Source organism: Gluconobacter aidae, assembly GCF_009547075.1.
Lineage (GTDB): Bacteria > Pseudomonadota > Alphaproteobacteria > Acetobacterales > Acetobacteraceae > Gluconobacter > Gluconobacter aidae.
In genome coordinates, this window is sequence record NZ_WIPH01000071.1 from 1 (window position 1) to 4,595 (window position 4,595).

General features: G+C 52.1%; 6 protein-coding genes and 2 pseudogenes. 7 read left to right on the forward strand and 1 reads right to left on the reverse strand.

Features of this window, described 5'->3' with window-relative positions:
* Positions 1–362: pseudogene (locus tag GFJ39_RS13565) on the forward strand (hypothetical protein); the annotation flags it as partial.
* 23 nt (positions 363–385) lie between these two features.
* Positions 386–1,378 (forward strand): hypothetical protein, encoded by a 993-nt coding sequence (locus GFJ39_RS13570; RefSeq protein ID WP_153431954.1) that lies wholly within the window; start codon positions 386–388, stop codon positions 1,376–1,378.
* Here the strand turns inward: GFJ39_RS13570 and mobQ are convergent.
* On the reverse strand, positions 1,375–2,421 hold the full coding sequence (gene mobQ / locus GFJ39_RS13575) for a MobQ family relaxase (protein WP_325062953.1): 1,047 nt from the start codon (positions 2,419–2,421) through the stop codon (positions 1,375–1,377). The two genes, GFJ39_RS13570 and mobQ, sit on opposite strands and share 4 nt — an antisense overlap.
* A gap of 214 nt (positions 2,422–2,635) precedes the next feature.
* Here mobQ and GFJ39_RS13580 point away from each other — a divergent pair, with 214 nt between their 5' ends.
* From GFJ39_RS13580 to GFJ39_RS14370, 5 genes and pseudogenes are all read left to right on the forward strand, one after another.
* Positions 2,636–2,899: a mobilization protein gene (locus GFJ39_RS13580; protein WP_153431956.1), complete on the forward strand. Its 264-nt coding sequence runs from the start codon at positions 2,636–2,638 to the stop codon at positions 2,897–2,899.
* A gap of 18 nt (positions 2,900–2,917) precedes the next feature.
* A complete protein-coding gene (locus GFJ39_RS13585) occupies positions 2,918–3,097 on the forward strand; it encodes a type II toxin-antitoxin system HicA family toxin (RefSeq protein ID WP_153431958.1) in 180 nt (59 codons plus the stop codon).
* 10 nt (positions 3,098–3,107) lie between these two features.
* On the forward strand, positions 3,108–3,527 hold the full coding sequence (locus GFJ39_RS13590; RefSeq protein WP_153431960.1) for a type II toxin-antitoxin system HicB family antitoxin: 420 nt from the start codon (positions 3,108–3,110) through the stop codon (positions 3,525–3,527).
* Positions 3,517–4,050 (forward strand): replication protein, encoded by a 534-nt coding sequence (locus tag GFJ39_RS13595; RefSeq protein ID WP_325062954.1) that lies wholly within the window; start codon positions 3,517–3,519, stop codon positions 4,048–4,050. Before GFJ39_RS13590 ends, GFJ39_RS13595 begins: the two co-directional genes overlap by 11 nt.
* Before the next feature lie 337 nt (positions 4,051–4,387).
* Positions 4,388–4,595, forward strand: a pseudogene (locus GFJ39_RS14370) (hypothetical protein); the annotation flags it as partial.

Below are 4,595 nucleotides of genomic sequence, written 5' to 3' on the forward strand. Positions count from 1 at the left end.
GCGCTGTTACCCTCTGGCTCATGGAAAACAGTAAGCGTCCTATGAAGGCCGTCTCTGTCTGGACGCTCCTGTTCGATCATCTCATGCCGCACACAGGGCAAGTCATGCTGACACGCGAAGAGATCGCGGAACAAGTTGGCATCAGAGGCAGTGATGTTAGCCAAATCATGAACGAACTGGTGACGTTCGGCGCCATCTTCTCCGAACGTGAAAAAGTGGCGGGCATGCGTGGCCCGGGTCTAGTCCGCTACTACATGAACAAACACGTCGCCGAAGTAGGTAGTCGAGCTACACAAGAAGAACTATCACTAATTCCAAGGCCAGGAACAAAACTTGAAGTTTTATTGGGAGGGAAAAATTAGTTTTTAACTAAAGGATTGAAAAAATGAAAACAAACAAAATAACTATATATTTTTTTGCTTTAATTTTTATATTTATTAATAAATCATATTCAAATGAACTAACTCCTGAACAATCGGCTGCAAAAACAGGCGCATCAATTCCTCATAACATGTTTTCAGAAAATGAACCTGATGTAGAGAAGATTGGTGCTGTCCCTTATATCATAAAAAAATGCTCTGATATTTTTAGTAAAAACAAAAACTTAAGACCTTACTGCATAAAGGCCGGATTGGCAGAAAATGATAGAATACTAGGTAGCTTAGTAAGCGATATGACTGGCGAAAATCAGTCGATAAAGGAAACAAAAAAAATAAAAAGAAATCAAAAAAGTATTTACGATATTTGCAACGGATACCCGCAACAATCACCGACAATGAACTCCTTCCCAGACCCATACGAAGTTAAAGGTAAATGCTACTTTACTGAAGTAAACTCTCCATTCCAAGATATTCAATGGATAAACAATAATACTCTATTAATATCTACGATATCTCAATTAAATGGTAATCGTACTCCCGTTATATTTTTCGATCCAAATGAACATGTGAAATATGGTCATAATGCCATCGTTATAGGAACTACCCCATATAGATACACATCGACCATGGGTGCACTTGTAGTTGCCCCTACATTTCGAATTTTAAAATATGAAGATAGCAACATTGATATAGACGGCTCAGGTTCTCTAGGAGAACCAAGACACGCCGTTAAAGCCAATTTAGTGTATCCTCAAAATGAAATAGAATCCAACACGCAAGGATCAGTAAAATTATCTTGCAAAATGCACGAAGATAATTACGGTTTGTGGTCAACAAATGAATGCTTACCTATTGATAAAAATACAAACCAAGATTTTATTAATTCTTCTATAGAAGCTGCATATCATTCAACATGGGACAAAAATGAAATTGCAGACATAGATCGCAATGGCTACAAAATTATCACATATAATTTTTCAATAGATACCGGAAATTAAAGACTAGGACCTCGATCTCGTGATGGTCCTGATATCATTTTCTTCAGCTCCTTGGGCCGCCGATGATACTCCAGTTCAAGAGCTTTTTGAACTTCTTCGGCCGCTCGAATTTCCTGCTGCCTCTGCATTTCCCGCCTGATCTCGGCCTGACGTTCCAGTTCCTTCCTCTGGCGTTCGACCTCCCTCTCCCGCTCCATCCGCTGCCCGATCTTCCGAGCCAGACCGACCGCCTGCCGCGCTTTCTTCTCAAGTCCGGAGAACAGCTCCTGCGCCTTCTCCACGGCCTTACGGGCCGTTTCCAGCACCCCGTTCCGTTCGCGGATCTCCGCATTCTGCTTCCCGAGATCCGTCACAGGCTCCCGGCCGGGGATCTCGCGGGCTGCCTGACGCTCTAGGGCGGTCGCTGACACGCCCATGTGCCGGGTCGGCTCCTGCTCCTTCCCCTGACGCTCGAAGCTCCGGTGATCCACCCGCTGTTCGACCTGGTGCCATTCCAGCGCCGCGTTCACCTGGCGTGCCCACACAGCCCGCATATGCTCGATCTCGGCCGAGGCGGTACTGGCCACATCCAGAACCCGCGTCTTTGCCCCCATCCCGTCCGCCCCGACCGTCCGGGTCGTTGTCAGGATATGCGCGTGATGGTTCCGGTTGTCCCCTTCCCGGCCAGGTTCATGGATCGCCACATCGGCCACCACCCCGTACCGCGCCACCAGTTCACGAGCGAAATCCCGGGCCAGTTCCTTCCGTGCGCCCGCGTCCAGTTCGGCCGGTAACGCCAACTCGTATTCCCGGCCGGTCTTAGCGTCCTTCCGCTTCTCGGCCCCCTCGGCGGCATTCCATAGGGCATTTCGGTCCTGCGCCCAGTCCGCGCCATCCGGAGCCACGATGAACGCATCCTCCACCCCCTGCTTGCGGGTGTAGTCGTGCGTCAGGCCCTGCCGCTCGTCCGTCAGTTCCTGACCGGCACGATAGGCAGCAGCAGCCACGACGCTGCGACCGGCCGAACGCGAGATGGATTTGACGGACAGATGATAGATCGCCACGCCTCTCTCCGTTCAGAAAGGGTTCAGGGAAGGAACGTCCCTGACGCACGCATTGGAACAATGCTAAAGTGCGCCCTTCACTCCTTCGTCGCAAGGGTTGTTTGTCCTCTACGAGGAATCAAGGAAACTTCCGAAAAATCGGTTATTCTCAACAGGGGCACGCGGGAATGGAAATCACAACAGACCATTGCACCCACTTGGTGCGGGAGGAAAAATGACACCCATCGAGAAGGCAAAACAGCAGGTCGAGCAGGCCAAGGCCCGGTATCAGGCTTTACTCGCCAGACAGAACGCCGAGGAACGCAAGCTGGACACCCGCCGCAAGGTCATTCTCGGGGGGCTGCTGATCGACGCGGCCGGGAAGGATGAACGCTTCGGCCGGGTCATTGACGAACTGATGAAACGCATCACCCGCGACCATGACCAGAAGGCGTTCGAGGGCTGGCAGAAGCCAGTTTCTATTGAACGAGACTCTTAGCGTGTGTATGATGTGTAAATGAAAAGCGCCGTTCTGATCCGTGAGCTGGAAAAAGCAGGCTGGAAACTGGATCGCGTGCGCGGTTCACACAACGTTTTCAAACATCCGTCGCGACCGGGGATCGTGGTTGTCCCTCATCCCAAAAAGGACCTGGGAACCGGACTGGTCGCCGCCATCCGCAAACAGGCGGGCATCTAGGAGGATCATCATGCGCTATCCGGTCGTGATCGAACGGGGCAGCGAAACAACGGCATTTGGCGTTGTCTTTCCTGACCTCCCCGGCTGCTTTTCGGCAGGCGACACACTCGACGAAGCCATTTCCAGCGCGGAAGAAGCCGCAGCGGCATGGATCGACGCAACACTGGACGCGGGAGACGCTGTTCCTTCTCCCAGCACACTCGATGCAATCCAGAACAATCCAGACTATCAGGGCTGGACCGTCGGTTTCGTCACCATCGACCCCGCTATTCTCGATGACCGGGTGGAACGGGCGAACATCTCCCTTCCCCGCCGCGTCCTGGAACGACTGGACGCTCTTGCCAGAGCTTCCAGTGAAAGCCGCTCGGGCATGATCGCGGCCATGACCTTGCAAGCGAAACTCACGCCTGACGCCATTCGTGAGCGCTGATAGCGAACTGGATGACGGGCTGGCCGCGTTCGACCAGCTCGGCCGGAAAATGGCGGAGACGAACCGGCTCCTTCGCAGCGTTCAGATCAGCCAGTCCGAGCGCAACCGGCAGGAAAACACCCTGTCGACCGAATTACAGGACGCGATCAAGCAGGTCACAGGAGCCTCACAGGACGCGCTACAGGCCAGTCAGACGAAAATACGTTCATCTCTACTCTGGACGGGCCTGACAGCTCTCCTGATCGTTCTGATGGCGTTTGGCGGAGGGTATTTCTTCGGTCAGCAGGCTGGAACCAAAAAAGGGCAGGCGGAAGGGTATCAGACAGCCCGTGACGAAAAGGCCGCCGCGTCCTGGGCTAATACTCCGTCCGGACAACGGGCCTATAATCTCGATCAGCTCGGTAGCCTCAATATGCTGGCTAGTTGTAAAGGCGAGGGCTGGAAGATCGAACAACAACATGGTCAGAGCGTCTGCATCCCTTATTCCATCCCGAGTGGAACGGCTGGCTGGTATATTCCCTGACCATCACAGGGTCGGGAAAGCCTACTAGCCCCTTCATTGCTTCCTGAGCCATTTTCTCTTGCCCGTTTTTTCAGCCTTGCAGGTTTTGGACGAGAGTGAAACGGGAGCGTGGTAGCCCGCTCAAAAGGTGCCAAAACAAGCCTAAAAAGTTAGTTTTCCACTGTTTTAAGGGGGGGCCATAGGGGGGAATAAATATCTTTATTCTATCTAGGGATTAGCGGATGATCGATTTTCTTTGGAAATCCGCAAAATATGGCTTGCCAATAGGACGCACAGTGTGCGTCTATAAAAACGCACAGTGTGCGTCCTATTCGACCCCTATACAGAGGTTCCCCACATGCGGAATGTCACCCGCCTTAAGACCCGCAAAGATAGGCTTCAGGAAGATCAGGCCGATCTTCTAAAACAGGCCCTACTTCCCTTTGCTGAAGATGGCGGGGCTATGGGGGATGCAGTTGGGCGGCTGTATGTCCAGATTAAGAACCTTACTACGCCAGACCCCGGAACTACGGAGCCGTTCGTCATGATCCGTCCCGCTCAAAATC

Coding starts and splice junctions, on each gene's coding strand:
- GFJ39_RS13570 (WP_153431954.1), top strand. CDS start 386: ATGAAAACAAACAAAATAACTATATATTTTTTTGCTTTAATTTTTATA.
- GFJ39_RS13580 (WP_153431956.1), top strand. CDS start 2,636: ATGACACCCATCGAGAAGGCAAAACAGCAGGTCGAGCAGGCCAAGGCC.
- GFJ39_RS13585 (WP_153431958.1), top strand. CDS start 2,918: ATGAAAAGCGCCGTTCTGATCCGTGAGCTGGAAAAAGCAGGCTGGAAA.
- GFJ39_RS13590 (WP_153431960.1), top strand. CDS start 3,108: ATGCGCTATCCGGTCGTGATCGAACGGGGCAGCGAAACAACGGCATTT.